We start from the raw sequence: 25,340 nt of genomic DNA, 5'->3' as shown, positions 1-25,340 counted from the left end.
ACGCTGAAACATACCGTTTAACGTTAAGGATATCGTGAAGTAATGCCTACAGCACCAGACCAGGAACACCGCCAGCCCGCACAAGACACGCCGCCGAAGCCGCTTATCGCCATCAAGACCGGCCATGAGACCCTCGACCGCCGCATCGGCGGCTTTTCACGTCTGATTGAACGCATCAAAGCCTGGCCGAGCGTGGCGCACCTGCTGCGCGCCGCCGAACGCTTTAACGATCGGCTGGGTAGCCAGTTCGGCGCCGCCATCACCTATTTTTCCTTCCTCTCGCTGATCCCGATCCTGATGGTGTCGTTCGCCGCCGCCGGCTTCGTGCTGGCCTCAAACCCGGATCTGCTGGCCCGGTTGATCAACCGCATCGTCGGCAGCATCAGCGATCCGACGCTGGCCAGCACGCTGAAGAACACCGTAAACACCGCCATTCAACAGCGTACCACCGTGGGATTGACCGGCCTGGCGCTGGCGCTCTATTCCGGCATCAGCTGGATGGGCAACCTGCGCGAGGCGATCCGCGCGCAGTCGCGCGATGTCTGGGAGCGCAATCCGCAGGATCAGGAGAAAATCTACTTCAAGTACACCCGCGACTTCATCTCGTTGACCGGCCTGGTGGTCGCGCTGATCATTACGCTGTCGCTGACCTCGGTCGCCGGGTCGGCGCAGGCGGCGATCGTCAATGCGCTGGGGCTGGACGGCATCGAATGGCTGCGGCCGGCGCTGACGCTGATCGCGCTGTCGATCTCGATTTTCGCCAACTATCTGCTGTTCCTGTGGATTTTCTGGATGCTGCCGCGCCACAAACCGAAGAAAAAAGCGCTGCTGCGCGGTACCTTGCTCGCCGCCATCGGCTTTGAGGTGATCAAGTTCGTGATGACCATGACGCTGCCGCAGGTGGCGAAGTCGCCTTCCGGCGCGGCCTTCGGATCGGTGATCGGGCTGATGGCGTTCTTCTACTTCTTCGCCCGTTTGACGCTGTTTTGCGCCGCCTGGATCGCCACCGCCGACTACAAAGGCGACAAAGCGTTGCCGGAACGCGAACCGCCGGCGCGCTGAAGCTATGCAATCGTGCCGGTGTTATCGCACTCGCCGGCACTTTCATCTATATATAAACCAGAAAACCAGTCAATACGTCTAAATAACGCGGTATGCGATCCGAAAAACCAGCATAACAAACTGCACACTCACTTTTCTTTGCCGCTTTTACAGCCATTCCCTCTGCACGAAAGCCCTTTCTCAACGTTTAACGCTGCAGAAAAGAAGCCAGATAAAACATTAGTCTTTTTAACCGGTTAGCGGGGCCATTGCCCAAAGTTCCCGCGTTGAAAAGGCCGAATGCTGTCACTAAGATGGATTTTTACCCCTTCCAACGATAAGAAATATTATGCAAGCCACCATCGCACCCCCACTCGACGCCGACGACGCGTCCACACCGGTGAACTCCCGCGGGAAAGTCATCGTCGCCTCGCTGGTCGGTACCGCCATCGAGTTCTTCGACTTCTACATCTACGCCACCGCCGCGGTGATCGTGTTCCCGCATATTTTCTTCCCACAGGGCGACCCGACCACCGCGACGCTGCAATCGCTGGCCACCTTCGCCGTCGCCTTTGTCGCACGCCCTATCGGCTCTGCGCTGTTCGGGCACTTCGGCGATCGCGTGGGGCGCAAGGTGACGCTGGTCGCCTCGCTGCTGACCATGGGGATTTCCACCGTGCTGATCGGCCTGCTGCCGAGCTATGAAACCATCGGCATCTTCGCCCCTATCCTGCTGGCGCTGGCGCGCTTCGGGCAGGGCCTGGGGCTTGGCGGCGAATGGGGCGGCGCCGCCCTGCTGGCGACGGAGAACGCACCGGCCAAAAAGCGCGCGCTGTACGGCTCCTTCCCCCAGTTGGGCGCGCCGATCGGCTTCTTCTTTGCTAACGGCACCTTCCTGCTGCTCTCCTGGCTGCTGAGCGACCAGCAGTTTATGGAATGGGGCTGGCGCGTGCCGTTCATCCTCTCCGCCGCGCTGGTGCTGATTGGCCTGTACGTTCGGGTATCGCTGCATGAAACGCCGGTGTTCGCCAAAGTGGCCAAGGCCGGCAAACAGGTGAAAGTGCCGCTCGGCACGCTGCTGAGCAAGCATCTGAAAGCCACCATCCTCGGCACCTTCATCATGCTGGCGACCTACACGCTGTTTTATCTGATGACGGTGTATTCGATGACCTATGGCACCGCGCCGCAGCCGCTGGGCCTCGGCTACTCCCGCAACAGCTTCCTGTGGATGCTGATGGTGGCGGTGATCGGTTTCGGCGTGATGGTGCCGATCGCCGGCCTGCTGGCGGACGCGTTCGGCCGCCGCAAGACCATGATCGCCATTACCCTGCTGATGATCGGCTTCGCGTTCCTGTTCCCGACCCTGCTGGGTTCCGGCAACCAGGCGCTGGTGATGGGCTTCCTGCTGTGCGGCCTGAGCATCATGGGGCTGACCTTTGGCCCGATGGGCGCGCTGCTGCCGGAGCTGTTCCCGACCGAAGTGCGCTATACCGGCGCATCGTTCTCCTACAACGTCGCGTCTATTCTCGGCGCGTCCGTGGCGCCTTATATCGCCACCTGGCTAGCGGCCCACTACGGGCTGTTCTACGTCGGCATGTACCTGGCCGCAATGGCCGGGCTGACGCTGCTGGCCCTGCTGCTGATGAAAGAAACCCGCCACCAGTCGCTGTGATCCCCTGCGGCCCCCCTCACTGTGGGGGGCCGCACGCGTTGTTCGTTTCCTGTCATAAAACCGGGCTATGCTGGTCGTTTCTCTCGGTAACAGGATCGGCCGATGTCTCTGCGTCGTGGGGTATTTGTCTGCGTTGCGCTGCTGGCGGCTCTCGCCATCGCGCTCTATTACGGGTTGAAGCCCGACCATCCCGATGCGCTGTGGCGCATCGTCAGCCAGCAATGCCTGCCCAATCAGCAGGCGCATGACAACCCGGCGCCCTGCGCGCAGGTGGATGTGCAGGCCGGTTTCGTGGTGTTTAAAGATCGCAACGGACCACTGCAATATCTGCTGATGCCCAGCGCCAAAATCACCGGTATCGAAAGCCCGGCGGTGCTGGACGCCGCCACGCCGAATTTCTTCGCGCAGGCCTGGGGCGCGCGCCACGTGATGGCGGAACGTTATGGCAAACCGATCGACGACGGCGATATTTCACTGGCGATCAACTCGGAATATGGCCGTACGCAAAACCAGCTGCATATTCATATCTCCTGCCTGTTGCCGGCGGTTAAACAGCGGCTGGCGCAGATCGGCCCCGATTTTATCGGGCAATGGCAACCGCTGCCCGGCGGGCTGTTGGGGCATGACTATCTGGGGCGGCGGGTGACCCCTGCCGAGCTGGAGCAACAGGGTGCCTTCCGTATGTTGGCTTCCGGCCTGCCGCGCGCCGACGGGCGCATGGGCAGCTTCGGCCTGGCGATGACCGCGCTGCCGGACGGCGATTTCCTGCTGCTGGCGACCGAGCGCAGCCTGCTGCCGTTCACCCTGGCCTCGGCGGAAGAGATCCAGGATCACGACTGCCGGCTACTCTCACCGCCGCCGCACGCCTGATTACTTTTTGCCTTTCATCTCCCGCAGGATCTGCCCGCACTGGTTCTCCTCGCCGCCTTCACTGGGCGAGACCAGCGCCAGCAGCGCCGCCGCCGGCGTCAGCACCGCCCCCAACGCCACCGCCGCCGCGCCGCGCGCGATCAGCGGCCCGGCTTTCACCCCGGCGTCGGGGTGCTTGAAGGTGCCTTTCACGTACAGCGGCGAGCGCAGGGTCAGCACGCGCATCCCCTTGCTTTCCGGATCGATGGACAAATCCAGCCGTTCGGTGGCGAGGTTGGTGTTGCCGGTGATGTTGATCACCGCGTTCTCGGTGTCGAACACAAACAGCCGCGGCGCGGCGACGCCGCTGCGGATGCCGACGTCCGCCGCCGCGCAGTTGATGCCCACCACGTCGTCGCCGAACAGCTGCGCCACCAGATAGTTACCGACGTTCAGGCCGAGGATCTCCATCAGGCTACGGCTGATCACCCCGTTATTGATCAACAGGCGCAGGTCGCCATTGCTGGTCGCCAGCAGCTCGGCCACCGAATTACCGCTGCCCGCCAGCCTGGCGTCGCCGTTCATCTGCCCAAGGCTGCGCTTCATCGCCGCCACGTTCGGCAACAGCTGTTTGAGCTGGAGTTTGCGCGCATGCATATCCACCTGGCCGCGCATCGGCTTTTTGCCGCCGTCGAGGCGCACCACGGCGTTCAGGCTGCCGCCCGCCATGCCGAAGCGCAGTGGATCCAGACGCAACTCGCCATTGTTCAGCTTCAGGTGCGTGGCCAGATCGCTCAGCGGTAAATCGCTGCCGCGCTCGATGCGCGCGGCGGCAAACTTCACGTCCGCATCCATCTTGCTCCAGCTTTGCGTATCGAACTGTTCAACCGGCAGCACCTTATCCGCCGGCTGGCGGCTCTTCTCGCCGCGGCCGGCTTTGGCGGCGTTGGAGTCCGCGCCGATCAGCGGCGCCAGATCCGCCAACCTCAGCTGCCGGGAGTTCACCGCCCCGCTCAGCGCCGGCCGCGGTTTAGCGGCAACGTATTTCAAGTCGCCATGAATGTCGCTGTCGCCGATTTTGCCGTCGAACTTCTGATATTCGAACACGGCGCCGCCCGGCTGGTGCAGGCGGGCAATCAGATGGCCATCGGTCGCATACGGCGGCGTGTTCGGCAGCAGCACGCCGGTCAGGCCATAGAGATTGCCCAGGCTTTCGCCGGAAAATTTCAGCTGCACGTCCAGGCCGCCGAGGTTCAGCGGATCGGACAAGGTGCCCGCCACCGCAACCCGGGTGCTGCCGGAGCGCACGTCGGCCTGCAGCGGGAAAGGCAGATCGGCGCTCTGCAGTGACAGCATGCCGCCGATCTTGCCGCTGCCGCTCAGCGGTTCGCCGTTATATTTGCCTTTCACCTGCCAGCCGAAAACATAATCGGGTGTAGCGACCTTGCCGCCGCTCTGTTTGCCGGTCACTTCACTGAACGGCAGCGGTTTGCCGAGCGGATCGATGACGGCGCGGAAATCCGCCTTCAGCGTGGCGTCTTTAAAAGCGATCTGCCCCTTGTCGAACACGATATCGTGAACGGTGAACGACCAGGCGGAAGGCGGCTGCTTGGGATCCTGGCCGCCGGCCAGGTCAAACGTCCAGTTGTTGTCGCCGTTGGCCAGGCGTTGCAACGACGCATTCGGCTGCTTGAGCCAGATGCGCGGGATCAGCAGTTCTTTCCTCAGCAGCGCCAGCGGTGCGATGCTGGCGTCGACGCGCTGCAGCGTCACCATGCTGTCGCCGGGGATGTTTTTCGGATTACCCAACCACACGTCTTCGGCGTGAATATGCGGCCAGGGCACCCAGGCGCGCCAGCCGCCCTCATCCCGGTTACGCGACCAATCGACGCCCAGATCGCCGCGGATGGCGAAGGGCCGCCGCAGTTCGGCCGACACTTTGTCGTTGATGGTGGGCTTGAGTCGATTCCAGTCGAAGGTGGCGATAAAGATCGCCAGCGCGACGATCGCCAGCAGCACAATGCCGCCCAGCCAGCTGAAAACCTTTCCTGTTCTTGTCATAGGGCTCCCTCAGCACATAAACCGGGCTGCCGAATGAAAGGAAAAGGAATGAGCAGCCCCGTTTAAGCCTAGCTGAGGATAGCCCGGAGTTCACGCCGGCGCGCCGGGCGCGGCGAACAGCGTCGGTACGCTGTGTAAAGTTTCAAAGCACGCCGGGCGGGAAAGATAGTAGCCCTGCGCGGCCAACGCGCCGGAACGCTGCACCAGCCGCCATTCCTGCTCGGTTTCCACGCCTTCGACGATCACCCCGTCGCTGTGCTGGTTCATCATCTTGATCAGGGTGCCGAGCAGCTGTACGCCCTCTTCCGACTGTTTGAGCAAGGTGAACAATTCGCGCGCCACCTTGATGTATTGATAGCGCCAGGCGCCGACGGCGGAGAAGTTGGCCAGCCCGCTGCCGAAATCGTCCAGCCACAGCCGTTCGCCGCCGACGATCTGCTGCAACGGGCGGTTTGACGCCGTTGCGGCTTGCTCCACCAGCTCGAAGCGCAGATAGGGCATCTCGGCGATCTGCCGTTGCAGCGTCATGACGCGTTGCAACGCTTGCAGCGCCATACCGTCGATATTGACCGACACCATCACCGCGTGGCGAATGAACAACGCCTGCCAGCGCTGCAACAGTGCCAACTGCTCCTGGATCACCCGCAAACGCTGGGCGACGCCGATCGAGGCAAAATACTGTTCCGGGGATTGCCGTTTGTTCGGCTCATTCGGGTGATACACCGCCGTCAACAGTTCCACCGCCAGCAGCGCGCCGCTGGTGCGATAAATCGGCTGGAAGGTATACAAGCGCCGGCATTGCCGCCAGTAGCGCCGCGATTTGGCGCAGGCATAGAGGGCAAAACAGGGCGCCAGCAGACCCGAGATCAGGTTGGTTATCATCGGTACTATCGCCGTGGCGGGGAAGTGAGAGCGCTGCCGCTGTTTCTTTACCCAGCTTATCGGCAGCGCCGCGTAAAACTTTAAGCACGAATTGCCGCAGGCTTTTCTCTATCACCCTGTTGGCATGGGTCGATCGCGATCATAAAAAATTAAAACACTGTTTTAATTTATTGACTCTCTCACCGCCTTGCAGGGAGACTGACGGCTGTTGCTTCTTCTTTAGCCAGGGCTTATTGACGATGACTATCCGAAATCTCGCCGTGATCGGCGAATGCATGATCGAGCTGTCGCAGCAGGGCGCGCAGCTGACGCGCGGCTTTGGCGGCGATACCCTCAACACCGCCGTCTACCTCGCCCGCCAAATGCCGGAACAGACGCCGCAGGTGCATTACGTCACCGCACTCGGCACCGACAGCTTCAGCGGCGAGATGCTGCAGGCCTGGCGGCAGGAAAAGATCGAGACCGGGCTGATTCAGCAGTTGGAAAACAAATTGCCGGGCCTGTACGTCATCGAAACCGACGCCGCCGGCGAACGCACCTTCTACTACTGGCGCAACGACGCCGCCGCCCGGTATTGGCTTGCGGGACCGCAGGCCGACGCACTGTGTGCCCGGCTGGCGCAGTTCGATTACCTGTATCTCAGCGGCATTAGCCTGGCGATCCTCGCGCCTGCCGACTGCACGAAGCTGCTGGCGCTGTTGCGCCGCTGCCGCGCCAACGGCGGCCAGGTTATCTTCGACAACAACTACCGTCCGCGCCTGTGGCAAAGCCGTGAGGAAACGCAGCTGGCCTACCGCGAGGTGCTGGCCTGCACCGACATCGCCTTCCTGACACTGGATGACGAAGCGTTGCTGTGGGGAGCACAGCCGGTTGAACAGGTGGTGGCACGCACACAGGCGCTCGGCGTCGGCGAGATCGTTATCAAACGCGGCGCGGATGCCTGTCTGGTGTTCAGCGTGGAGGGAGAGCGACTTGAGGTACCGGCGATCGCGCTGCCGCCGGAGCGCGTAGTGGATACCACCGCCGCGGGCGACGCTTTCAGCGCCGGTTATCTGGCGGAACGCCTGAACGGCGGCAGCGCCCAGCAGGCGGCACAGCGCGGCCACCGGCTTGCCGCGACGGTGATCCAACATCGCGGCGCCATCATTCCCGCAACGGCAATGCCCGCATAGCCAATAAGGCGGCGGCGAGGTGGCCTCGCCGCCGGCGCAATGGATCCCAGACATATTGATGAGAGGATGATTGAAAGAATTTCCCTGGCGTTGGCTTATTTCCGCCCAGAGCTGCTAAGCTCGGCTCTTGGCATTGCCGCCTTTTTGAATTTATTAGCCGAGTATAAATTTCAATCCGCCGCACTGACTAGCTGGACTTTGGTGCAGGTCAGGCTGAGCCGCCGAACGACAGGGAGGTTACCGATGGCCGTCGCATTCGCCAACGCCGTCGCCGCAAGACTGCATCTTGACGGCCGACTGCACGCCTTCAGCCAATTCAAATACGCTTATTTGACCTTCAACAAACACCGTCCCGATCGCCATCTGCTGGTCTCAAGCTACCCGCAAGAATGGCTGGACATCTACAGCGCCAATCGTTATCAGCGCATCGATCCCGTCGTGCGCGCCGCCCATAGCCGCTGCGCGCCCTTCATGTGGCACGACACCCCCGTCACCACCGAGGATCGGCATTACCGGAAGATCTTCAGCCAGGCGCGGGAGTACGACATCGTGCACGGCTGCAGCTTTGTTTTGCACGATCACGACAACAACCTGGCGATCCTGTCGATCAGCGCCACGGCGGCCGATGACGCCGATCTGCGGCAGCTGATGGAAGACGAGAGGGCCAGCCTGCAGATGGTATTGGTCGATACCCACCAGCACGCCCTGGCCTTGGCCAGCGCCGAGGCGAGCCGGACAGACCGGCTCTCGCCGCGCGAAGGGGAGATCCTCTACTGGGCCAGCCAGGGCAAAACCTACCATGAGATCGCGCTGATCCTGGGGATCAAAACCGGTACGGTGAAGTTTCACATCGGCAATGCGGTGCGTAAGCTGGGGGTCGCCAACGCCAAACACGCGATCCGGCACTGCCTTGAACGGCAGCTGCTCGCGCCGCCGGAAACATAAAAAAAGCCGGCATCGCAGCCGGCTTTTTTATTTGCCTTGCGGAAAATCAGCCCGCAACGGCGATGCGTTTCATGTCGGTCATGTAGCCACGCAGTTTGCGACCGACGGTTTCGATAGGGTGGCTGCGCACCGCTTCGTTCACGTCGCGCAGCTGCGCGTTGTCCACCGCCGTACCCGCCGCGGCTTTGCCCAAATCACCCGACTGCAGGGTGGTCATGAAGTCCTTCAGCAGCGGCACCGCCGCGTTGGCGAACAGGTAGTTGCCGTACTCTGCGGTATCGGAGATAACCACGTTCATTTCATACAGACGCTTACGTGCAATGGTGTTGGCAATCAGCGGCAGCTCGTGCAGCGACTCATAGTAAGCCGACTCTTCGATGATGCCGGCATCGACCATGGTTTCGAACGCCAGCTCAACGCCCGCTTTCACCATCGCCACCATCAGCACGCCGTGATCGAAGTACTCTTGCTCGCTGATTTTGCCTTCAAACTGCGGCGCATTCTCGAACGCGGTTTTGCCGGTCTCTTCGCGCCAGGTCAGCAATTTCACGTCGTCTTCCGCCCAGTCGGCCATCATGCCGCTGGAGAAAGCGCCGGAGATGATGTCGTCCATGTGCTTCTGGAACAGCGGCGCCATGATGGTTTTCAGCTGTTCGGACAGCGCATAGGCACGCAGCTTGGCCGGATTGGACAGGCGATCCATCATCAGCGTGATGCCGCCCTGCTTCAGCGCTTCGGTGATGGTTTCCCAGCCGAACTGAATCAGTTTCTCGGCGTAAGCCGGATCGGTGCCCTCAGCAACCAGCTTGTCGAAGCACAGCAGCGAACCCGCCTGCAGCATGCCGCACAGAATGGTCTGCTCGCCCATCAGGTCGGATTTCACTTCGGCGACGAAGGAGGACTCCAGCACGCCGGCGCGGTGGCCGCCGGTCGCCGCCGCCCAGGCCTTGGCGATCGCCATGCCTTCGCCTTTCGGATCGTTTTCCGGGTGAACCGCAATCAGGGTCGGCACGCCGAAGCCGCGCTTGTACTCTTCACGCACTTCGGTGCCCGGGCATTTCGGCGCGACCATCACCACGGTGATGTCTTTACGCACCTGCTCACCCACTTCAACGATGTTGAAGCCGTGGGAGTAACCCAGCGCCGCGCCGTCTTTCATCAGCGGCTGCACCGCGCGCACCACGGAAGAGTGCTGCTTGTCCGGCGTCAGGTTGACCACCAGATCCGCCTGCGGGATCAGGTCTTCGTAGGTGCCGACCTTAAAGCCGTTTTCGGTCGCTTTGCGCCAGGAAGCGCGCTTCTCGTCGATCGCTTCTTTGCGCAGGGCATAGGCGACATCCAGGCCGGAGTCGCGCATGTTCAGCCCCTGGTTCAGACCCTGGGCGCCACAGCCGACAATCACCACTTTTTTACCTTTCAGGTAGCCGGCTTCGTCAGCAAATTCGTCGCGCGCCATAAAGCGGCATTTACCCAATTGCGCCAACTGCTGACGCAGGTTCAATGTGTTGAAATAGTTAGCCATGGTGGTACTCCGGTTTGATGTTGTCTTGCATTGTTATTTTCATTCCCCGCCCTGTCTGTGCGGAGATTCGTTAAACTCAATGTATAACAGGAAATGCGTTGCTTAAATTGATATATTGAGAACGTGATATTGCAATTTATGCAACACTCTCACTGCGAGCGTATCAATATGGATTTACGTGATTTAAAGCTGTTCCTGCATTTGGCCGAAAGCCATCACTTCGGGCGCACCGCCAAGGCGATGCACGTCAGTCCGTCGACGCTCTCCCGCCAGATCCAGCGGCTGGAAGAGATCCTCGGGCAGCCGCTGTTCCTGCGCGACAACCGCACCGTGCAGCTCACCGACGCCGGCGAACAGCTGAAAGAATTCGCCCAACAGACGCTGCTGCAGTATCAGCAGCTGAAGCACTCGCTCGGCCAGCACGGCCCTTCGCTGAGCGGCGAACTGCGGCTGTTCTGCTCGGTGACCGCGGCGTACAGCCACCTGCCGCCGATCCTCGATCGCTTCCGCGCGCAGCACCCGCTGGTCGAGATTAAGCTGACCACCGGCGACGCCGCCGACGCGGTCGACAAAGTGCAATCCAACGAGGCCGATCTCGGCATCGCCGGCCGGCCGGAAACGCTGCCCACCAGCGTAGCGTTCACCAAAATCGGCGAAATTCCTCTGGTGCTGATCGCGCCGGCGCTGCCCTGCGCGGTGCGCAGCCAGGCGTTCGCCGACAAGCCGGACTGGACCGAAATCCCGTTCATCCTGCCGGAGCACGGCCCCTCGCGAAAACGCATCGAGCTGTGGTTCCGCCGCCATCGCATCAGCAATCCGCTGATTTACGCCACCGTCGGCGGCCACGAAGCCATCGTGTCGATGGTCGCTTTAGGCTGCGGCATCGCGCTGATCCCGAGCGTGGTGGTGGACAACAGCCCGGAGCCGGTACGCAACCGCATCTCGCAGCTGGATAACATCTCGATGGTCGAACCGTTCGAGCTGGGGGTCTGCGTCCAGAAAAAGCGCCTTAGCGATCCGCTGATAGACGCCTTTTGGCGCTTGCTGCATCCCCGCTGACGCGGGGTTTTTACAGGTCCGCCGGATCGATCTGCTTCATCGTCTCTACCTGCATCAGCCAGTGGTAGAGCGGCTCAAGCTGCAAAAATGCCCCGGCCAGCAGCTGCGCCAGATCGGCGCTGAACAGCTTTTCCACTTCGCTGTCGGTCACCATCACCGCAAACGACTTGCGGTTGTACCAGGTGGCGATCTCCGCCGTCTGTTCCTTCACCAGCGGGCGTTTGTAGCTCTCGCCCACCAGCTCGAACGGCGGCCGGCAGCAGGCGGCCACCTCAAGGAAAGGCTGCGGCCGCTGCCTCAGCGTATGACGGAACAGATCCATGGTCGGCTTGTTGGCACTGTAGTAGCCGAGCCCATAGCGCAGCATGTCCGGCCCCAGTTCGAAAAAGTAGACCGGCGCGTCTTTCCAGTCTTTGCTCGGACGCTTGAACGTCAGCCACATGCGGCTGCGGTAGCGCGATTTGTCATGAGAAAAGCGCGTGTCGCGATGAATGCGCGACAGCGTTTTGCCGATCGCCGGGCGGGTCTCGAACTGCGGGTCGATCGCCAGCATGCCGGGAGCCAGCTGCTCCACCAGCGCGCGAAACGGCGCCAGCAGCTCGCGATCGTAGATGTCGCGGTTGCCGTCGAACCACGCCTTATCGTTCTCTATCCGCACCTGCTGCAGGAAATTCAGGCCCTGCTGGCTAAAGCCGGAGAAGGGTTGCGTCATAAGTTTTTCCGTTCTGACGGTTTATCGGGTGTTGCGCAGATCTTCCCTCTGCCAACGGCGTTTGATAAACACGCGCCGACGCGTGCGAAAATAAGCGACATAGAGAGAGAACGCCGCCCGGTTACTGAACAGCGCACCGCCAACCGCGCCTCCCAGCAGCATGGCGACGGTGGCGATGCCGGTCATCCCCACCGCCCACGCCGCTACGGCGCCAAGGCAAAACAGGCCGAGCATGCCAAGATAATATTGCAGCAATACCACCCCGCTGTTTTTCCCCTGCACCAGTTGGAACAGGATCAGCGTCATCCACACCGCCACGATCGCGCCGCTGCCCATGAGAACGGCGGCGGAGGTCTTGCCGCTCCAGGCGGCCGCCACATCCGTGGCCAGGCCCATCACGCCCGCCAGCCCCAGGGTCAGGCACACCATCAGCAACATGACGTTGCCGACGCCCGGCGGCGACAGCCGCTGGCCCGGCATCAGGAAATGCTGCTCGAGCTGCGCATCCACACCGGCGAAAAGCGCGCGATCGCGCGCCGCGATTTGGCTTTCCATCTCCCGGCCCTGCGCGATCAGGCGTTTAATCATCCAGTCCGCCATTACCTCACCATCTGCGGCAATTTCTGCATAATGCCCACAAAATACTGCCCAGTGGTTTTCACATTCACCGGCGCAGACAGGGTGCCGCTGATGCCGCTGCCGACAAACGTCAACGCGTTATTCAGCGCCGAGTGCAATTGCTGGCGCAGCCCGTTTTGGATCGCTTCTGTCGGGTAGCGTTTCGGGTACAGGCCGTTCTTTACCATCTCTTTCAAGACGTTATTGGAAATCCCCGGGTTTTCCGCCCGAATGATGTTTTCGGTCAGTCGCTTCCTTTCGCTGCGGGGCATGCTTTTCAGCCACTCCGTCGCCTTACGCGCCGAAATGCGGCGCATGGCGCGATAGGTCATCGTCGCTTCCTTCAGGGCGGCCCCGGCGCTGGCCAGCGAGATCACATCAAGCACGGTACTGGTGGCGATATACCACTGCTCTGAATCGAGCTGAGCCAGTTCATCGCCTTTCCCGTCATAAAGCTTGTTGACGCGGTACAGCCCATTACCGCACTGCAACGCGCTGGCGGCCATACCGGCATAACCCAGATAAGCCACCGCCGAGCTGGTGCCGCCGGTAAACGGCACGGCGACGCTACCCGACGCCAGTAAAAAGACCGATACCAGCAGCGTTCCGCACGACAACGCGGCCGAAGCCAGCTCTTTGCTGACGCTGGGTTTGCTCAGCGCTTCCGACAGCGTATTGGTCGCGGCAACGCGCGAGGTATGAGCCACCGTTTTACTGATGACCACGTGGGTAACCTGCGATGCGTTCGAGTAACCGGTGTGCTGCGTCGGGCGGACTAAAAATGAGTTCTGCCCGTCGGAAAAAATAATTCCCACGCCATGAAAGGCGAGGCTGCAGTCCAGCGAGTCCTGCAAGGCTTGCAGATTAATATCGCGATAGAATTCTTGTACGCCGGTATTGCCCAACAGGCGGGCAAACTCGGCGTTGGTCAAATCGTCCTCGGGGGAACCGAACGGCGTAGAAAAAGCGGTTTTCATTGTCGTGCATCCCTATACGTCAGAAGTCTTGGCAGTATAAAAATGCACGACAAAATCACAACCATGCAACCCATAAACTGACTAACGCGTCACGGTTGCTTATCAATCCGACTCACCCCTGCAAAAAGAAGCGGAACGCCGGGTTGTCGGTTTCATCGTGGCAATCGTAGCCCAGCGCCTGCAGATGCCGCTCGAATTCCGGCTCGGATTGCGCCAGTTCGAAGGCCGCCAGCACCCGGCCGAAGTCGGTGCCGTGGCTGCGATAGTGGAACAGCGAAATGTTCCAGTGCGTGCCCAGCGTCTGCAGGAATTTCAGCAGCGCGCCCGGCGACTCCGGAAACTCAAAGCTGTACAGCCGTTCGCGCAGCGGCTTCGACGGGCGCCCGCCCACCATGTAGCGCACGTGCAGCTTGGCCATCTCGTCGTCCGACAGATCCACCACCTGATAACCGTCGGCATTGAGCTCGTCGATGATTTCCCGCCGTTCGGCGTGCCCACGCGTCAGACGCACGCCGACAAAAATGCAGGCGTTGTCGGCATCGGCGTAGCGATAGTTGAATTCGGTCACCGAGCGTCCGCCCAGCAGTTGGCAGAACTTGAGGAAGCTGCCCTGCTGTTCCGGAATGGTCACCGCCAACAGCGCTTCGCGCTGTTCGCCCAGTTCGCAGCGTTCGGAAACGTAGCGCAGCCCGTGGAAGTTGAGGTTGGCGCCGGACAGCACGTGCGCCAGACGCTCGCCTTGAATATTGTGCTGCTGGACATACTTTTTCAGCCCCGCCAGCGCCAGCGCGCCGGAAGGTTCGGCAATGGCGCGCACGTCTTCGAACAGATCTTTGACCGCCGCGCAGATGGCGTCGCTGTCCACGGTGATCACGTCGTCCAGATACTCACGGCACAGGCGGAACGTTTCGTCGCCGATGCGCTTCACCGCCACGCCTTCGGCGAACAGCCCGACGCGCGCCAGATCCACCGGATGGCCGGCATCCAGCGCCGCGCGCAGGCAGGCGGAGTCTTCCGCTTCGACGCCGATCACTTTGATCTGCGGCATCAGCTGCTTGATCAGCACCGCCACCCCGGCGGCCAGGCCACCGCCGCCGACCGGCACGAAGACCCGATCCAGATGCGCGTCTTGCTGCAGCAGCTCCATCGCCAGCGTGCCCTGCCCGGCGATCACCGTCGGATGATCGAACGGCGGCACAAAGGTCATGCCCTGCTGCTGGGAAAGCTCGATCGCCTTCGCCTTGGCCTCGTCGAAATTGGTGCCGTGCAGCAGCACTTCGCCGCCGAAACCGCGCACCGCATCCACTTTGATGTCTGCGGTAGACACCGGCATCACGATCAGCGTTTTGATGCCCAGCCGTTTACCGGAGAAGGCGACGCCCTGCGCGTGGTTGCCGGCCGAAGCCGTCACGACGCCGCGCGCCTTCTGCTCTTCGTCCAGCCCGGCGATCATCGCATAGGCCCCGCGCAGCTTAAAGCTGTGCACCGGCTGGCGATCTTCGCGCTTCACCAAAATAGTGTTGCCGAGGCGCGAAGAAATTTTGCTCATGGCCTGCAACGGGGTGACCTGCGCCACCTCGTAGACCGGCGAGCGCAGTACCGCTCGCAGATATTCCGCGCCGCAGGGGGCGCTGGGTAGGGGTTGAGAGACCGCCATGCTGCTTATCCCCCCAGTTTGCTCTTGTCGCGCACTGCGCCTTTGTCGGCGCTGGTGGCCAACGAGGCGTACGCGCGCAGCGCGAAGGATACCTGACGCTCACGGTTTTTCGGCGTCCAGGCCGCGTCTCCGCGCGCCAGCTCAGCCTCATGCCGCGCCGCCAGCTCCTGCTCGCTGACGTCCAGCTGGACACCGCGATGAGGAATGTCGATCGCGATCATGTCGCCGTCCTGCACCAGGGCGATCAGGCCGCCGCTGGCCGCTTCCGGCGAGGCGTGGCCGATGGACAGCCCGGAGGTACCGCCGGAGAAACGCCCGTCGGTGATCAGCGCGCACGCCTTGCCCAGCCCCATCGATTTCAGGTAGGTGGTCGGATAGAGCATTTCCTGCATGCCCGGCCCGCCTTTCGGCCCTTCGTAACGGATAACGACCACGTCGCCCGCCACCACTTTGCCGCCGAGGATCGCTTCTACCGCATCATCCTGGCTTTCATACACTTTGGCCGGGCCGCGGAAGGTGAGGATTTCCTTGTCTACGCCGGCGGTTTTGACGATGCAGCCGTTCTCCGCCAGGTTGCCGTACAGCACCGCCAACCCGCCGTCCTGGCTGTAGGCGTGCTCACGGGTGCGGATGCAGCCTTCCTTGCGGTCGGTGTCCAGCGAATCCCAGCGGCAGTCCTGAGAGAATGCCTGCGTGGTGCGGATACCGGCCGGCCCGGCGGAGTACATTTTCTTGACGCTTTCGTCGCGGGTCAGCATCACGTCGTAGGCTTCCAGCGTCTGCGGCAGGGTCAGCCCCAGCACATTGTTCACCTCGCGGTTCAGCAAGCCGGCGCGATCCAGCTCGCCGAGGATACCGATTACGCCGCCGGCGCGGTGCACGTCTTCCATATGGTATTTCTGCGTGCTCGGCGCCACCTTGCACAGGTGCGGCACTTTGCGCGACAGGCGATCGATGTCTTCCATGGTGAAGTCCACCTCGCCTTCCTGCGCCGAAGCCAGCAGGTGCAGCACGGTGTTGGTCGAGCCGCCCATGGCGATGTCCAGCGTCATGGCGTTCTCAAACGCCGCCTTGTTGGCGATATTACGCGGCAGCGCGCTCTCGTCGTCCTGCTCGTAATAGCGTTTGGTCAGCTCGACGATGCGCTTGCCGGCGTTAAGGAACAGCGCTTTGCGATCGGCGTGGGTGGCCAGCAACGAGCCGTTGCCCGGCTGCGACAGGCCCAGCGCCTCGGTCAGGCAGTTCATCGAGTTGGCGGTGAACATGCCGGAGCAGGAACCACAGGTCGGGCAGGCGGAACGCTCGATCTGCTCGCTGTCGGCGTCGCTGACGTTCGGGTTCGCGCCCTGGATCATCGCATCCACCAGATCCAGCTTGATGATCTGGTTGGAGAGTTTGGTCTTGCCGGCTTCCATCGGGCCGCCGGAGACGAAGATCACCGGAATATTCAGGCGCAACGCCGCCATCAGCATGCCCGGGGTGATCTTGTCGCAGTTGGAGATGCACACCATCGCGTCGGCGCAGTGGGCGTTCACCATGTATTCGACCGAGTCGGCGATCAGCTCGCGCGACGGCAGGGAATAGAGCATGCCGCCGTGGCCCATGGCGATGCCGTCATCCACCGCGATGGTGTTGAACTCTTTGGCCACGCCGCCGGAGGCTTCGATCTGTTCGGCGACCAGTTTGCCCAGATCGCGCAGATGCACGTGGCCCGGCACGAACTGGGTAAAGGAGTTGACCACGGCGATAATCGGCTTGCCGAAATCGGCGTCGGTCATCCCGGTCGCGCGCCACAATGCGCGGGCACCCGCCATATTGCGGCCGTGGGTGGTGGTGGCGGAACGGTACTTAGGCATGCTCTTTTCACTCCAAATGTATTTATGGCAGGCGGCGAACGAACCGCCTGGATATTCTTATCTTGTCTGTCTTGTCGTCCGCGTTGAGGCGAACCTTTTTGTTACGGATTTACCGGATCCAGCCAGCCGTATTTGTCTTCTGTCTTGCCGCTGAACAGGCCGAAGAACGCCTGTTGGATCTGTTTGGTCACCGGGCCGCATTTGCCGATCCCGACCTGAATGCCGTCCACGCTGCGTACCGGCGTAATCTCCGCCGCAGTGCCGGACATGAACACTTCGTCGGCCAGGTACAGCGATTCGCGAGACAGCACCTGCTCACGCACTTCGAAGCCCATGTCTTTCGCCAGCTTGATGATCGCGTCACGGGTGATGCCCGGCAATGCCGAAGAGGTGAACGGCGGGGTGTAAATCACGCCGTCTTTCACTTCAAACAGGTTCTCGCCCGCCCCTTCGGAAATGTAGCCGTGCACGTCGAGCGCGATGCCTTCCTGATAGCCGTGGCGACGCGCTTCGCTGCCCACCAGCAGGGAGGAAAGATAGTTACCGCCGGCCTTGGCCGCAGTGGGGATCGTGTTTGGTGCGACGCGGTGCCAGGAGGAGACCATCGCATCGATGCCTTGATCCAGCGCTTCTTCACCCAGATAAGCGCCCCAAGGAAACGCCGCGATAATCACGTCCGTTTTGTAACCGGCCGGCGGGTTGACGCCCATGCCGACATCGCCGACGAACACCAGCGGGCGAATGTACGCGCTGACCAGGTTGTTCTTGCGCAGCGTGGCGCGGCAGGCTTCCATCAGCTCGTCAACGCTTTGCGAAACCGGCATGCGGTAGATTTTCGCCGAGTCATGCAGGCGCTGCATATGCTCGCGATGGCGAAACACCACCGGCCCCAAATGCGAGTCGTAGCAGCGTACGCCTTCAAATACCGACGTGCCGTAATGCAGCGCGTGCGACATCACGTGCACTTTGGCCTCGGCCCAAGGAACCATCTCACCATTGAACCAAATGTAATCGGCTTTCTTAGTCATTGTTATTTATCCTTCTCGGCGCCTCAGGCGCGTATTTGTTGTGATGTTGGCTGCTGGATCTCGACGCAGGAGACGTCCAGCAGTTTGCTTAACTGAGATGACAACAGGGCGACCGGACGCGGGCTGGCAACGGTCAATTCGATATTGATGCTGTCGGCGTTGGCCGGGGAAACCATATTCATAGCACAAACCTGAAAGCCGCGATGACGCACGACCCGCAATACGCGCTCTAACATTTCGGGGCGAAAACGCGCCTGGATCGAGAGTTGATGCTGCATCATGATATTTCCTCCAACATGGTTTCGTTGCCGGCGCCCGGCGGCACCAGCGGCCAGACGTTTTCGAGTTCGTCGATAGAGACCTGCAGCAGATAAGGGCCTTCGGTGTTGAACAGCGCCTCGAGCGCGCCCTCCACCTGATCCTTGCGGCTGATGCGCTGGCCGGGAATGCCGAAGGCGGCGGCCAGCATCAGGAAGTCGGGGTTATCGGACAGGTTGGTTTCGCTGTAGCGGCCGTCGAAGAACAGCTGCTGCCATTGGCGCACCATTCCGAGACGCTGGTTGTCCAGCAGCACGATCTTCAGCGGCAGCTGTTTACGCTTGATGGTGCCCAGCTCCTGCACGTTCATCATGAAGGAGCCATCGCCCGAGACGCAGATCACCGTATCTTGCGGGCGCGCGATCTGGGCCCCCACCGCCGCCGGCACGCCGAACCCCATGGTGCCGAGGCCGCTGGAGGTGATGAAATTCTCCGGGCGTTCGAACGTCATGTGCTGCGCGCTCCACATCTGGTGCTGGCCCACGTCGGTGGTCACCACGCTGTTGGCCGGCTTGCGGGCGGACAGCTGGCGCAAGAACAGCGGCGCGTAGATCGGCTGGCCGGGGTGATCGTAGCGACAGGCGTGCTCGGCTTTCAGCACCGTCACCTGCTGCTGCCAGGCGGCGATGTTCAGCGGGCGCTGCAACGCCGGCAGCAACGCTTTCAGATCGCCCTGCAAGGCCACATGCGCCTGGCGCAGCTTGCTCATCTCCGCCGGGTCGATATCCATGTGGATCACTTTCGCGTGGGGTGCGAAGGCGTTCAGTTTGCCGGTCACGCGGTCATCGAAACGCGCGCCGACGGCAATCAGCAAATCGCACGCCTGCACCGCCAGGTTGGCAGCCTTGGTGCCGTGCATGCCCAACATACCGAGGTACAGCGGATCTTGCGCATCCGGCGCGCCCAGCCCCTTCAGGGTGGCCACGTTCGGCATGCGGGTCACGGCGATAAATTCACGCAGCGCCGGCACCGCCTGCGCCATGCCCACGCCTCCGCCGACGTACAGCATCGGTTTGTGCGCCTGCGCCAGCAGCTCAGCCGCCTCTGCCAACGCCGCCGCCGGGAACGCCGGCGCTTCGTCGACCGGCATCAGGTGCGGGTGCAAGTCGCCCTGCGCCAGCTGGATGTCTTTCGGGATATCGATCAGCACCGGGCCAGGGCGGCCACCGGCAGCGATGGCGAACGCTTCCGCCATGATGCCCGGCAAGGCGTCCAGCGATTCCACCAGGAAGCTGTGCTTGGTGCAGGCCAGAGACAGGCCGAGAACATCGATCTCCTGAAAGGCATCGGTGCCGATCAGCGCGGAGCCCACTTGGCCGGTAATGGCGACAACGGGAACGGAATCGAGCAGCGCATCCGCTAGGCCGGTGATCAAGTTGGTGGCGCCGGGGCCGGAAGTGGCGATGCAAACGCCGACTTTGCCGGTGGCGCGGGCATAGCCGATGGCGGCCATGGCGGCGCCCTGTTCATGGCGGCACAGCAGGTGTTCCACACCGCCGTCGTACAACGCATCGTACACCGGCATGATTGCCCCGCCCGGATAGCCGAATACGGTATCCACACCCTGCGCACGCAACGCTTGAACTACCCACTGAGCGCCATTCATAGTTATTTCCCCGCCTTACTTCGACAACTGCAGGATTTTGTTCTGTTTTTCATTCTCTGCCCCTTGCTCCACTTTTCTCTTGCCAATAAAAAACCCCCGGACCTGACGGTGCGGGGGTTCTCTTGCGATTCCGGCTTGTTTGCTAAGCCTTTCTTCGTCCAAGTGCAGCCCCGCACGGTGGGATAATAATCACCACCACGCTAATCACGACTAGGCTAATCACTTGGGCAAAGGCTTTCATAATGGGTTTGTTCACTGTGCTCATTCAGAACTAATGCTTACAGAGGTACCACAGCCGCGCGCGACATGACAACACTTTTTTTGCGTTATTATTCGGCGCAATCTGGTCATACCTCACGCGAATCGCCCCTGTTTCACACGTTGGCACGCATGTCCGGATTTTTCACCGCGTCGGTGATCGCCTTGCCGCGCGTATCCTTGCCGAAGAACACCAACAGGGCGATCGCCACCGCCACCGTACCGGCGACGATCGCCATCGCCAGGCCGTAATTATGCCCATGATGCTCGGCGATGGTGGCTTGCAGCGTAGCATTGACCGAGGCGATCAGATTGCCCAGCTGGTACACGAACCCCGGCAGCACCGCACGGGTGTTGGCCGGCACCAGTTCGGTCAGGTAGGTCGGTATCACGCCCCAGGCACCCTGCACCATGAACTGCATCAGGAAAGCGCCGATCCCAAGCATCAGCGAACCACTGGAAAACGCCCACAGCGGGATCACCGGTAAGGCCAGCAACGCGGCGATGATGATCGCTTTTTTACGGCCGATTTTTTCCGATAACGAGCCGAAGAAAACGCCGCCGATAATGGACGCAATATTGTAGCTAATGGCGATGATACTGACGGTTTTAGGGTCGAAACCGTGCTGAACTTTCAAAAACACCGGATACAAATCCTGCGTGCCGTGGGAGAAGAAATTGAACGCTGCCATCAGCAGCACCAGATAGCAGCACAGCTTCCAGTGGCTCTTCAACACCGGCAGCAAGGCGGTGCTCTCTTTACGCTCACGCGCCGCCAACCACACCGGCGACTCCTGCACACAATAATAAATAAACGGCAGCAGCAGGATCGGCGCCGCGCCGATGACAAACATGCCGCGCCAACCGATCGTTTCGAACAGCAGGCCGTACACCACCGCCGCCAGCAGGTAACCAAACGGATAGCCGGCCTGGAAAATACCCGACATCAGGCCGCGTGAGCGGTCCGGTATGGTTTCCATCGCCAATGACGACGCCACGCCCCAGATGCCGCCCATCGCCACCCCGTACAACACCCGCAACAGCAAAAAGACCGTCAGCGAGGGCGCGGCGGCGGAGAGCAGCTCAAATACCGAGAAGAAGACGATATTCAACATCAGGATCGGCTTGCGGCCATACTTTTCCGCCGCGCGCCCGAAGATCAGCGCGCCGATCGGCCGCACCGCCAGCGTGAGCAGAATCGCCAACGTGACCTGTTCCAGGCCGACGTGAAAGGATTGCGCGATGTCGCTGAGTAAGAATACCAGCACGAAAAAATCGAAAGCGTCGAGCGTCCAGCTTGAAAAGCTGGCGATTGCCGCGTTGCGTTGCAGCGGGGTCCAACCAAACATAGTGTTATCCCTACCGTAGAGTACGAAGTCAGGAGGTTTAGCGGCTGCCGGGCAGACTGCGGCGGCGGTCGGAGTGTGTTAAAGAAGTGATTTTTCTTTTAATCAATTGTTAAATATACCCATTAAGCCTATGGTTGCAATGCGTCTAGGCCGCTAATGTGTTGCAGCCTTCAGCGAATTGTTAATGGGTATTGCCGCAGGCTGCGAGGCAGTTCGCACAATTTCTTTCACTTCGATGAAAATCGGTAATTACGCTGCGAAAAAAGTCGAAAAACCGCCAATAGTGCCGCGCACCAAGGGAATGAATCACGCATCATGTCGCCCTCAGCAAGGAGAGCGATATGTCACTGGCGGTAATCTATAGCCGCGCCATCATTGGCGTTCAGGCCCCTTCCGTGACGGTGGAGGTGCATATCAGCAATGGCCTGCCCGGCCTGACGCTGGTCGGCCTGCCGGAAACTACGGTGAAAGAGGCGCGCGATCGGGTGCGCAGCGCCCTGATCAACAACGGTTTCACCTTTCCCGCCCGGCGCATCACCGTCAATTTGGCGCCCGCCGATCTGCCGAAAGAAGGCGGACGTTACGATCTGCCGATAGCGCTGGCGATCCTCGCCGCCTCCGAGCAACTGCCCCTCGCACCGTTGGCACGCTACGAGTTTCTTGGCGAACTCGCGCTGTCCGGTGCACTGCGGGCGGTCAGAGGCGCGATCCCGGCGGCGCTGGCGGCGGCTGACGCCGGGCGACAACTGATCCTCTCGATGGACAACGCCGCTGAAGTCGGCCTGATCGCGCAGTCGCACTCCCATACCGCCCGGCACCTGTTGGAAGTCTGCGCCTTTCTGCTCGGCCAGGGAGAACTGCCGGTGGCGGCCACGCCTCCCGCTGCGGATACCGCCTGCAACAACGCCGATCTGCGCGACATCATCGGCCAGGAACAGGCCAAGCGGGCCCTGGAGATCGCCGCCGCCGGCGGGCATAACCTGCTGTTGATTGGGCCACCGGGCACCGGTAAAACCATGTTGGCCAGCCGCCTCACGGGCTTGCTGCCGCCGCTCACGGAGCATGAAGCGCTGGAAAGCCTGGCGGTCGCCAGCTTGCAGCATCATTTCCCCGCCGCCCTGCCATGGCGCCAGAGGCCGTTTCGTGCGCCTCATCACAGCGCATCGATGGCAGCATTGGTCGGCGGTGGCTCACTGCCGCGACCGGGTGAGATCTCTATGGCGCATAACGGCGTGTTGTTTCTGGATGAGCTGCCGGAATTCGAGCGTAAGGTGCTGGATGCGCTGCGTGAACCGCTGGAGTCCGGCGAGATCGTGATTTCACGCGCCAACGCCAAGGTCTGTTTCCCCGCCAGAGTGCAGCTAATTGCGGCAATGAACCCCAGCCCAACCGGGCATTATCAAGGATTGCATAACCGTGCCTCGCCGCAGCAGGTATTGCGCTATCTGGCCCGGCTGTCAGGGCCTTTTCTCGACCGTTTCGATCTGTCTATCGAAGTGCCGCTGTTACCGCCGGGCACGCTCAGCCAGCGGAAAACGCATGGGGAAAGCAGTGAGCAGGTGCGGAAACGGGTGCAGCAGGCACGCGCTCGGCAGCTCGAACGCGCCGGTAAAGTCAACGCGCTGTTGAGCAACCGCGAAGTGGAACGTGATTGTGTTCTGCAGGCGGCGGACGCCGAGTTTTTGGAGACGACATTAAACGCGCTGGGGTTATCGATCCGCGCCTGGCAGCGCATTTTGAAAGTTGCGCGCACGCTGGCGGATTTGGCAGGGGATGCGGAGCTCAACAAAAGCCACCTCTGCGAAGCGCTGGGCTATCGCAGTATGGACCGTTTACTGTTACAGCTGCATCGTAGTCTGGAATAGAAAATGGGGCCCGCAGGCCCCATCGTCTTTAGTCGTCGCTGTCGCTGTAGTCTTCTACTGCGTCAGCCTGCGGTTTACCGCCGGACAGAGTATGGAATTTCTTCGGGCGACGTGTGCGCGCCAGATATTTAGCCCATACTTTTTCCTGCTCGGTAGCCGCTTCGCGCTCACCGCCGGCCACTTCGACGAACAGCTGTTCTTCTTCAGTGGCCGGCTGGCGTTTGCCCGAGTCCAGCTCGTTAAACGCGTAGCCGAAGCGCTCTAGTAATTGCGCCTCTTTAATGGTGAAATCGCCGTGACGGGAGAACCCGCGAGGGTAATGTTTATTATCAAAAAAACGATTGGTCGTGGTGAAGCTATCCGCCATCTGACACGCTCCTAATTCTCTTATGGCCGTGCTGTTTATGGCGCGGAGTATTAGATAGGCTTGACAGCGTGTAAAACAAAACATTTAAATCTTAACGACAAATTTTTTTGGAGATAGGTGTGGATACCGAATTACTGAAAACCTTTTTGGAGGTCAGTAGAACGCGTCACTTTGGCAGAGCCGCAGAATCTTTGTACTTAACGCAGTCTGCGGTCAGTTTCCGCATCCGCCAGTTAGAAAACCAGCTGGGCGCAAATTTATTTACCCGTCATCGCAACAATATCCGCCTGACGCCTGCCGGTGAGCGGCTTCTGCCTTATGCCGAGAGCCTGATGAACACCTGGCAGCTGGCGAAGAAGGAGGTCGTGCGTTCACTGCAACACACCGAGTTGTCGATCGGCGCTACCGCTTCGCTGTGGGAGGCCTACCTGACCCCCTGGTTGCAGGCGCTCTATCAACAACGCGAAGCGCTACAGCTCGAGGCCAGAGTGGCATTAAGGCACTCTTTGGTAAAACAACTGCATGAAAGGCAGCTCGATTTGCTGATCACCACTGAACCGCCGAAGATGGATGAATTGGCCAGCCAGCAGCTGAGCAATTTCTCATTACGCCTGTTCTCATCCGCACATCGTGACAAACAGGCCCCAATGCCCTACATCAAGCTGGAATGGGGAGCCGACTTCCACCAACAGGAAAGTCGCATGCTGGAAGGTGATAACGTGCCGGTGCTCACCACTACCTCTGCTCAGCTGACGCGTCAGCTGTTGGAAACGACGGGAGGATGCGCTTTCCTGCCCAGCCAGTGGGAAAAAGAGTACCCACAGCTGGTAGCCGCCGCCGATATCCCGCCGATTATCCGCCCCCTGTATGCCGTCTGGTTGCAAAACAGCGATCAGCAGCCTTTGATTCGGCAATTACTTAAAATACCTTTAAATACCGCAGCCTAAAGCGTTATGGCGGCCTTAAACGTCGCCATCGTAGTCATAGTCGTCTATCACACCAAAATGCGCCCATCGCCTTCTGAGAGAAGATAATACAAAACAGCCAGGGAATCAGGAGGTCAACGGGGGTAAAGATCGGAAGAAGATGAGGCAACCAGGATCGGGCAAACATCGGCACAGGGCGTCCATGTGCTCTTTTCCAAAGCGGTCAGGAAGAAAAACGATAGGCAAAAAAAAACCCTTTGCATTCGCAAAGGGTTCTTAATATGGCAGGGGCGGAGAGACTCGAACTCGCGACACCCGGTTTTGGAGACCGGTGCTCTACCAACTGAGCTACGCCCCTAAATCTCGCTTAACATTATGCCTGCTAATAAAGCAGGCATAATTAAATAAGTGGCGGAACGGACGGGGCTCGAACCCGCGACCCCCTGCGTGACAGGCAGGTATTCTAACCAACTGAACTACCGCTCCACCGATTCTTTTACGTTGCATCTCTCGATGCCGGCAAATTCGCGCTCTGCGATTTGCGCATTACCAGTCGTCACACTGATAACGTTTATTTGATGCCTGGCAGTGTCCTACTCT

22 protein-coding genes and 2 tRNA genes are annotated in these 25,340 nt (G+C 60.7%); 8 read left to right on the top strand and 16 right to left on the bottom strand.

Annotated elements, in window-relative coordinates:
* The first annotated feature begins 42 nt into the window (after positions 1–42).
* The 3 genes from yhjD to FUU19_RS04280 all read left to right on the top strand — a co-directional run bounded on the left by yhjD (position 43) and on the right by FUU19_RS04280 (position 3,583).
* Positions 43–1,062, top strand: coding sequence for an inner membrane protein YhjD (gene yhjD, locus FUU19_RS04290; RefSeq protein WP_230489932.1), 1,020 nt, complete (start codon positions 43–45; stop codon positions 1,060–1,062).
* Positions 1,063–1,390: 328 nt separating this feature from the next.
* A complete protein-coding gene (locus tag FUU19_RS04285; RefSeq protein ID WP_004929985.1) occupies positions 1,391–2,713 on the top strand; it encodes an MFS transporter in 1,323 nt (440 codons plus the stop codon).
* Between the two features lie 102 nt (positions 2,714–2,815).
* On the top strand, positions 2,816–3,583 hold the full coding sequence (locus FUU19_RS04280) for a CDP-diacylglycerol diphosphatase (protein ID WP_230489931.1): 768 nt from the start codon (positions 2,816–2,818) through the stop codon (positions 3,581–3,583).
* Here the strand turns inward: FUU19_RS04280 and FUU19_RS04275 are convergent, their stop codons facing one another.
* Positions 3,584–5,623, bottom strand: coding sequence for an AsmA family protein (locus FUU19_RS04275; protein WP_202670448.1), 2,040 nt, complete (start codon positions 5,621–5,623; stop codon positions 3,584–3,586). It lies immediately after the preceding gene.
* A 90-nt stretch (positions 5,624–5,713) separates the two neighbouring features.
* Complete coding sequence (gene pdeH, locus FUU19_RS04270; RefSeq protein ID WP_230507077.1) at positions 5,714–6,505, bottom strand: cyclic-guanylate-specific phosphodiesterase; 792 nt, start codon at positions 6,503–6,505, stop codon at positions 5,714–5,716.
* A gap of 239 nt (positions 6,506–6,744) precedes the next feature.
* On the opposite strand from pdeH, the gene kdgK reads away from it, so the two are divergent.
* Both kdgK and FUU19_RS04260 read left to right on the top strand, forming a co-directional pair.
* Complete coding sequence (gene kdgK / locus FUU19_RS04265; protein WP_230489929.1) at positions 6,745–7,677, top strand: 2-dehydro-3-deoxygluconokinase; 933 nt, start codon at positions 6,745–6,747, stop codon at positions 7,675–7,677.
* Between the two features lie 243 nt (positions 7,678–7,920).
* Positions 7,921–8,622 carry a LuxR family transcriptional regulator gene (locus tag FUU19_RS04260; RefSeq protein ID WP_141971984.1) on the top strand — a complete coding sequence of 234 codons (702 nt, stop codon included), beginning with the start codon at positions 7,921–7,923 and terminating at the stop codon, positions 8,620–8,622.
* 46 nt (positions 8,623–8,668) lie between these two features.
* On the opposite strand, the gene ilvC is transcribed toward FUU19_RS04260, so the two are convergent.
* Complete coding sequence (ilvC, locus tag FUU19_RS04255) at positions 8,669–10,144, bottom strand: ketol-acid reductoisomerase (protein ID WP_230507076.1); 1,476 nt, start codon at positions 10,142–10,144, stop codon at positions 8,669–8,671.
* A 168-nt stretch (positions 10,145–10,312) separates the two neighbouring features.
* Here ilvC and ilvY point away from each other — a divergent pair, with 168 nt between their 5' ends.
* A complete protein-coding gene (gene ilvY, locus FUU19_RS04250) occupies positions 10,313–11,203 on the top strand; it encodes an HTH-type transcriptional activator IlvY (protein WP_063990808.1) in 891 nt (296 codons plus the stop codon).
* Between the two features lie 10 nt (positions 11,204–11,213).
* Here the strand turns inward: ilvY and FUU19_RS04245 are convergent, their stop codons facing one another.
* The 10 genes from FUU19_RS04245 to FUU19_RS04200 form a co-directional block, all read right to left on the bottom strand.
* Positions 11,214–11,915, bottom strand: a complete 702-nt coding sequence (locus FUU19_RS04245; protein ID WP_230489926.1) for a DUF2461 domain-containing protein — start codon at positions 11,913–11,915, stop codon at positions 11,214–11,216.
* A gap of 21 nt (positions 11,916–11,936) precedes the next feature.
* Positions 11,937–12,515 carry an immunity protein Sip4 gene (ssi4, locus tag FUU19_RS04240; protein ID WP_230489925.1) on the bottom strand — a complete coding sequence of 193 codons (579 nt, stop codon included), beginning with the start codon at positions 12,513–12,515 and terminating at the stop codon, positions 11,937–11,939.
* Positions 12,515–13,510: an Ssp4 family T6SS effector gene (gene ssp4, locus FUU19_RS04235; RefSeq protein WP_025304642.1), complete on the bottom strand. Its 996-nt coding sequence runs from the start codon at positions 13,508–13,510 to the stop codon at positions 12,515–12,517. Before ssp4 ends, ssi4 begins: the two co-directional genes overlap by 1 nt.
* Before the next feature lie 112 nt (positions 13,511–13,622).
* Positions 13,623–15,167, bottom strand: coding sequence for a threonine ammonia-lyase, biosynthetic (gene ilvA / locus FUU19_RS04230; protein WP_230489924.1), 1,545 nt, complete (start codon positions 15,165–15,167; stop codon positions 13,623–13,625).
* 5 nt (positions 15,168–15,172) lie between these two features.
* Positions 15,173–17,023, bottom strand: coding sequence for a dihydroxy-acid dehydratase (ilvD, locus tag FUU19_RS04225; RefSeq protein WP_141971978.1), 1,851 nt, complete (start codon positions 17,021–17,023; stop codon positions 15,173–15,175).
* Between the two features lie 101 nt (positions 17,024–17,124).
* Positions 17,125–18,051 (bottom strand): branched-chain amino acid transaminase, encoded by a 927-nt coding sequence (locus tag FUU19_RS04220; RefSeq protein WP_033636413.1) that lies wholly within the window; start codon positions 18,049–18,051, stop codon positions 17,125–17,127.
* Between the two features lie 23 nt (positions 18,052–18,074).
* Positions 18,075–18,332 (bottom strand): acetolactate synthase 2 small subunit, encoded by a 258-nt coding sequence (ilvM, locus tag FUU19_RS04215; protein ID WP_038874702.1) that lies wholly within the window; start codon positions 18,330–18,332, stop codon positions 18,075–18,077.
* On the bottom strand, positions 18,329–19,975 hold the full coding sequence (gene ilvG / locus FUU19_RS04210) for an acetolactate synthase 2 catalytic subunit (protein WP_141971976.1): 1,647 nt from the start codon (positions 19,973–19,975) through the stop codon (positions 18,329–18,331). Before ilvG ends, ilvM begins: the two co-directional genes overlap by 4 nt.
* Before the next feature lie 142 nt (positions 19,976–20,117).
* Positions 20,118–20,216 carry an ilv operon leader peptide gene (ilvL, locus tag FUU19_RS04205; protein WP_013814970.1) on the bottom strand — a complete coding sequence of 33 codons (99 nt, stop codon included), beginning with the start codon at positions 20,214–20,216 and terminating at the stop codon, positions 20,118–20,120.
* Between the two features lie 133 nt (positions 20,217–20,349).
* Positions 20,350–21,582 (bottom strand): MFS transporter, encoded by a 1,233-nt coding sequence (locus FUU19_RS04200; protein ID WP_141971974.1) that lies wholly within the window; start codon positions 21,580–21,582, stop codon positions 20,350–20,352.
* Positions 21,583–21,923: 341 nt separating this feature from the next.
* Between FUU19_RS04200 and FUU19_RS04195 the strand changes: the two genes are divergently transcribed.
* Positions 21,924–23,447 carry a YifB family Mg chelatase-like AAA ATPase gene (locus FUU19_RS04195; protein WP_230489922.1) on the top strand — a complete coding sequence of 508 codons (1,524 nt, stop codon included), beginning with the start codon at positions 21,924–21,926 and terminating at the stop codon, positions 23,445–23,447.
* A gap of 28 nt (positions 23,448–23,475) precedes the next feature.
* Here the strand turns inward: FUU19_RS04195 and FUU19_RS04190 are convergent, their stop codons facing one another.
* On the bottom strand, positions 23,476–23,814 hold the full coding sequence (locus FUU19_RS04190; RefSeq protein ID WP_230507074.1) for a MaoP family protein: 339 nt from the start codon (positions 23,812–23,814) through the stop codon (positions 23,476–23,478).
* 119 nt (positions 23,815–23,933) lie between these two features.
* Here FUU19_RS04190 and hdfR point away from each other — a divergent pair, with 119 nt between their 5' ends.
* A complete protein-coding gene (hdfR, locus tag FUU19_RS04185; RefSeq protein WP_141973067.1) occupies positions 23,934–24,761 on the top strand; it encodes an HTH-type transcriptional regulator HdfR in 828 nt (275 codons plus the stop codon).
* Between the two features lie 261 nt (positions 24,762–25,022).
* On the opposite strand, the gene FUU19_RS04180 is transcribed toward hdfR, so the two are convergent.
* Both FUU19_RS04180 and FUU19_RS04175 read right to left on the bottom strand, forming a co-directional pair.
* Positions 25,023–25,098, bottom strand: a tRNA-Trp gene (locus tag FUU19_RS04180).
* Positions 25,099–25,149: 51 nt separating this feature from the next.
* A tRNA-Asp gene (locus FUU19_RS04175) sits at positions 25,150–25,226 on the bottom strand.
* Positions 25,227–25,340 lie beyond the last annotated feature (114 nt).

The sequence above is a fragment of the Serratia montpellierensis genome, from assembly GCF_020858655.1.
GTDB lineage: Bacteria > Pseudomonadota > Gammaproteobacteria > Enterobacterales > Enterobacteriaceae > Serratia > Serratia montpellierensis.
The sequence above is the reverse complement of the archived record's forward strand: the minus strand, read 5'-3'. Positions and strand labels throughout refer to the sequence as shown.

Bases quoted from the DNA above. Each gene is read 5' to 3' on its own strand.
- pdeH (WP_230507077.1), bottom strand. From the start codon at position 6,505: ATGATAACCAACCTGATCTCGGGTCTGCTGGCGCCCTGTTTTGCCCTC.
- FUU19_RS04190 (WP_230507074.1), bottom strand. From the start codon at position 23,814: ATGGCGGATAGCTTCACCACGACCAATCGTTTTTTTGATAATAAACAT.
- ilvA (WP_230489924.1), bottom strand. From the start codon at position 15,167: ATGGCGGTCTCTCAACCCCTACCCAGCGCCCCCTGCGGCGCGGAATAT.
- FUU19_RS04200 (WP_141971974.1), bottom strand. From the start codon at position 21,582: ATGTTTGGTTGGACCCCGCTGCAACGCAACGCGGCAATCGCCAGCTTT.
- yhjD (WP_230489932.1), top strand. From the start codon at position 43: ATGCCTACAGCACCAGACCAGGAACACCGCCAGCCCGCACAAGACACG.
- ssi4 (WP_230489925.1), bottom strand. From the start codon at position 12,515: ATGGCGGACTGGATGATTAAACGCCTGATCGCGCAGGGCCGGGAGATG.
- ilvL (WP_013814970.1), bottom strand. From the start codon at position 20,216: ATGAAAGCCTTTGCCCAAGTGATTAGCCTAGTCGTGATTAGCGTGGTG.
- FUU19_RS04195 (WP_230489922.1), top strand. From the start codon at position 21,924: ATGTCACTGGCGGTAATCTATAGCCGCGCCATCATTGGCGTTCAGGCC.
- ilvG (WP_141971976.1), bottom strand. From the start codon at position 19,975: ATGAATGGCGCTCAGTGGGTAGTTCAAGCGTTGCGTGCGCAGGGTGTG.
- FUU19_RS04260 (WP_141971984.1), top strand. From the start codon at position 7,921: ATGGCCGTCGCATTCGCCAACGCCGTCGCCGCAAGACTGCATCTTGAC.
- kdgK (WP_230489929.1), top strand. From the start codon at position 6,745: ATGACTATCCGAAATCTCGCCGTGATCGGCGAATGCATGATCGAGCTG.
- ilvD (WP_141971978.1), bottom strand. From the start codon at position 17,023: ATGCCTAAGTACCGTTCCGCCACCACCACCCACGGCCGCAATATGGCG.
- ilvM (WP_038874702.1), bottom strand. From the start codon at position 18,332: ATGATGCAGCATCAACTCTCGATCCAGGCGCGTTTTCGCCCCGAAATG.
- ilvC (WP_230507076.1), bottom strand. From the start codon at position 10,144: ATGGCTAACTATTTCAACACATTGAACCTGCGTCAGCAGTTGGCGCAA.
- FUU19_RS04280 (WP_230489931.1), top strand. From the start codon at position 2,816: ATGTCTCTGCGTCGTGGGGTATTTGTCTGCGTTGCGCTGCTGGCGGCT.
- ilvY (WP_063990808.1), top strand. From the start codon at position 10,313: ATGGATTTACGTGATTTAAAGCTGTTCCTGCATTTGGCCGAAAGCCAT.
- ssp4 (WP_025304642.1), bottom strand. From the start codon at position 13,510: ATGAAAACCGCTTTTTCTACGCCGTTCGGTTCCCCCGAGGACGATTTG.
- FUU19_RS04285 (WP_004929985.1), top strand. From the start codon at position 1,391: ATGCAAGCCACCATCGCACCCCCACTCGACGCCGACGACGCGTCCACA.
- FUU19_RS04220 (WP_033636413.1), bottom strand. From the start codon at position 18,051: ATGACTAAGAAAGCCGATTACATTTGGTTCAATGGTGAGATGGTTCCT.
- FUU19_RS04245 (WP_230489926.1), bottom strand. From the start codon at position 11,915: ATGACGCAACCCTTCTCCGGCTTTAGCCAGCAGGGCCTGAATTTCCTG.
- FUU19_RS04275 (WP_202670448.1), bottom strand. From the start codon at position 5,623: ATGACAAGAACAGGAAAGGTTTTCAGCTGGCTGGGCGGCATTGTGCTG.